Below are 3,339 nucleotides of genomic sequence, written 5' to 3'. Positions count from 1 at the left end.
TCGAGTCCAGCACCACGTACTCACCCGGCCGCGTCGCCACCAGTCGCCCGTAGACCCCCTGCGGGCGCGCGGCCACCGACCGGCGCCCCCGCGCGCTGCCGAACGCGTGCCGGCCCTTGGACAGCTCCTTGATGCGCCGGTAGGCCGTGGCCTTCGACGGCAGCGACACGGTCCCGGCGCCGTGCTCGGCCTCGAGCTCACGAGCCACCCGGGCGATCACCACGCCGATGGTCGGGGTCGAGGCGTCGACCAGGTCGTCCAGGATCCGCAGGCACGCGGTGTCCCAGCGTGGGTCGACCCCGCTGGCGTACCGGCCGACCAGTCGGCTGTCGGCCAGGCCCACCACGCCGGCGGCTTGGTAGGAGGCCACCCAACGACGCAGGGTGCGGTCGGAGACGCCGAGCTCGGCGGCCTTGTCCGCGTATCGCTGCCGCGTCGAGCGCGCACGCTCGGCCCGGCTGTCGGGGCGCAGCAGCTCTCGGACATGACCGGCACGCTCTTCGAGCTGGGCGAGCACACCAGGCTTAAGGGCGTCCAGGACGACGCCGACGGGCTCAGGCTCTCCGTCGGCCTCGACGTCCTGGCCGGCCAGCCGCGCCGTCGCCAGCAGCGACGTCGTCGCGACCGATCGCAGCTGGGCGCCTCGCGCGAGCACCACCGTCGACGAGCCCAGCTCCTGCACCCGCCACAAGGCGCCCTCGAACCACAGCGTCGTCCCGGCCCGCAGGTCGAGCGTCCGGTCATTCACCGGGATCCCTCCGGGCGAAGGACGAGGGAGTCCCCGCTGAGCGGCTGCTCGAGGTCCGCGGCCAGCTGTCCGGACCACAGCAACCACATCAGCCCGGAGAGAGCCAGTGATCGGGGGACCGGCGGCGAGGCGGCAGCCATCACGGCGGAGATGGACATCTCCGACGACACGACGTCCAGAACCGTCGCCGAGGCGTCAGGATCGACGAGGTCGGCACGTCGCGCCGAGGCGAGCGTGCGCACGTTGTCCAGCACGACCGCAGGAGCCCCGGACCAGACCTCGTAACGCCAGCCCGCGGCCGCGCACAGGCGACCGGTCCAGGCGAAGACTGCGGCGACCTCCGGCCTCACCGCGAACTCAGCCGGCTTGACGTCCACGACCGTGAACGAGCCGTCCCTGCCCTGCAGGAGCAAGTCCGGAGCGTGCCGCCGACGAGCCGCACCGTCCGATCCGCACAACCACAGCGGCTGGCTGGCCATCCACGCGACGGCCGGGTCGAAGTCGGCCAACCACAGCCGGTCCAGCTCCAGCCGACTCTCGTAGTCGACGTGGGCGCCCGTCGTCGCCGACCAAAAGGAGCCCGGGTAGTGCCGCTGGCCCGCGTGCGAGCTGATCCGCCGCACGGGCAGGCCCCGCACCACCTCGACACCGTCCAGAGCGCCCACCGTCGTCGTGACGAGCTCGCCGGAGGCAGACACGTAACGGGCTTCCACTTCGAGCAGCTCGCTGCCGGCCACGTCCTCAGCGTCCAGCACGGACACGAACGTGAGAAATAGGACACGCCGTGGACACGAACTTGAGAAATGGACACGTTGGACGCGTCCCTACAGCGCTGTAGGAACTCGCTGAACTTGTCGTAGGCGCCGTGGGCTGACCTGCGGCGTCTCACGGCCGTGTCAGCGCCGGCGTCTCACGATCGTGTCGCGATCCTCAGCAGAAGCCCCCGTCCCGNACTTGTCGTAGGCGCCGTGGGCTGACCTGCGGCGTCTCACGGCCGTGTCAGCGCCGGCGTCTCACGATCGTGTCGCGATCCTCAGCAGAAGCCCCCGTCCCGACCTCGAGGCGAGGCGTCCGTCGCGGCGGGGGAGTGGCCAGCACCGCTGTCGGCGGCGTCGGGGGCGTCCCGTATGACGCACCTGCGCGGGATTTCCATCCGGACGGGTCTGCTGGCGATGTCACCGCGAGGCCGCGTCTCGCGGCCGCTGTGACCTGCACCGTCGCCGGTTAGGGGTCGCTTGCTGGGGCGAGGAGTGGACGCTGCTGGCCCCGGGGTCGTCAGCTCGTGCAGCACGTCGGGTCTACTCGAGTGAAGCGCCATACGCGCGCCTCATTCCATGCCACGGTGCCGCGGTGGACCCTCTCGGCCTCGGCTTCATCGCCTTCATGGTGGTCTGGGTGGCAGTGGTCGCGGTGGCCGTGGCGCTGGCGCTGCGCTTCCGGCGCCGGGCCACCGCCCGTCATCGGGCTGCGGGGACTGTGGAGTGCGGTCTCCGCGTGGTCAGTGGGCAGAGGCTTGGGCTCAGTCGGCGCTGGCGCCACGGGCTCGCCGAGATCCAGGACGGCGTCTTGATCTTCCGCCAGGGGCGTCTGGGGGGTTACGTCCGTGGACGAGACCCGAAGGCGCCGGACGTCCGCGTCCAAGGGCCCTTGACTTGGGATCGCAAACCTCGGCCGAGGGAGCGGCTAGCGCTGGCCTCCGGTACTCAAGTCTTCAAAGGCTTTCAGCCTGATGGGGCCGTGGTTGAGATCGTCACCCTGGACGCTCATGTGCCCCGCTTACAGGAAGCAATGGCGTCTTGAAGCCGTCACGCCGTCGCTGCATCGGGTCATGCGAGGTGTAAGGCGTTCATTGGCGCCTCGCCGGGGGACGCAAAGGGGGCTGGTCGGCCAGCGATCGACAGCGGGACGCTGTCCGGCTGGGGATCCTCTGTGGTCCTCAGGGCGGGCTTTCCCGATGCCGACCCGGCGACAGGCAGGTCGTCGCGGTCAGGCCGTGGGCGGTGCGGGCGGGGCGAGGCACCGGTGGCGCTGCTCTCGCAGCCAGGCGGCGGTCGTGGGCCAGGGTGTGGAGTCCTCGTCGCGCTGCTGGATGTCGCGGCGGACGTCGGCCGGGAAAGCCCGGGCCAGCGCGAGGGGGACGGCGTGGACGCCGTCGACCTCGTTGAGGGGCCCGGAGGTCGAGCGGTGGGTGCCGTGGGCGTTGACGATGACGCCGGGGGAGAGCCAGTCGACGCCGAGGACGAGGGCGCCCAGAAGGCCGAGGGTGTCGTGGCTCATCGTTCCGTCGCCCTCGCGCATGCCCCAGGTGCACCCAGGGCCGGCGCCGTGGGCGCCGGACTCGAGCGCTGTCACCCACTGCTCGAACTGCTCGGCGGTCAGACCCTGCGCGCCCATCTGCAGCCACCTCCTCGTCGTCCACTGTGACGGCCAGTGGCCCACTACGTCGGCGGAAGCGCCAGCGTCCCTCGAATGGTCGCCTTAAGCGGTGGCCCTGCGGGTGCGGGGCTGTCCCACTCGACGATCGTCAGCGGACGGTCAGGCACCTGTGTCGGCCCAAGGACGGAGGCCGTTGACATGCCGCCACCGACAAG

General features: G+C 71.2%; 3 protein-coding genes. All 3 read right to left on the bottom strand.

What is annotated here, in order from left to right; translation table 11 throughout:
• On the bottom strand, positions 1–748 hold a 748-nt coding region (locus tag WDZ17_RS17195; RefSeq protein ID WP_339576401.1), incomplete at its 3' end, for a helix-turn-helix domain-containing protein.
• A complete protein-coding gene (locus WDZ17_RS17190; protein WP_339576400.1) occupies positions 745–1,503 on the bottom strand; it encodes a TnsA-like heteromeric transposase endonuclease subunit in 759 nt (252 codons plus the stop codon). The genes WDZ17_RS17190 and WDZ17_RS17195, both read right to left, overlap by 4 nt.
• A 1,231-nt stretch (positions 1,504–2,734) precedes the next feature.
• Positions 2,735–3,142, bottom strand: coding sequence for a hypothetical protein (locus WDZ17_RS17185; RefSeq protein WP_339576399.1), 408 nt, complete (start codon positions 3,140–3,142; stop codon positions 2,735–2,737).
• Positions 3,143–3,339 lie beyond the last annotated feature (197 nt).

It is taken from the genome of Pseudokineococcus basanitobsidens (assembly GCF_037482545.1).
Lineage (GTDB): Bacteria > Actinomycetota > Actinomycetes > Actinomycetales > Quadrisphaeraceae > Pseudokineococcus > Pseudokineococcus basanitobsidens.
The sequence above is the reverse complement of the archived record's forward strand: the minus strand, read 5'-3'. Positions and strand labels throughout refer to the sequence as shown.

Excerpts from the sequence above, each read along its gene's own strand:
- WDZ17_RS17185 (WP_339576399.1), bottom strand. The coding sequence starts at position 3,142 with ATGGGCGCGCAGGGTCTGACCGCCGAGCAGTTCGAGCAGTGGGTGACA.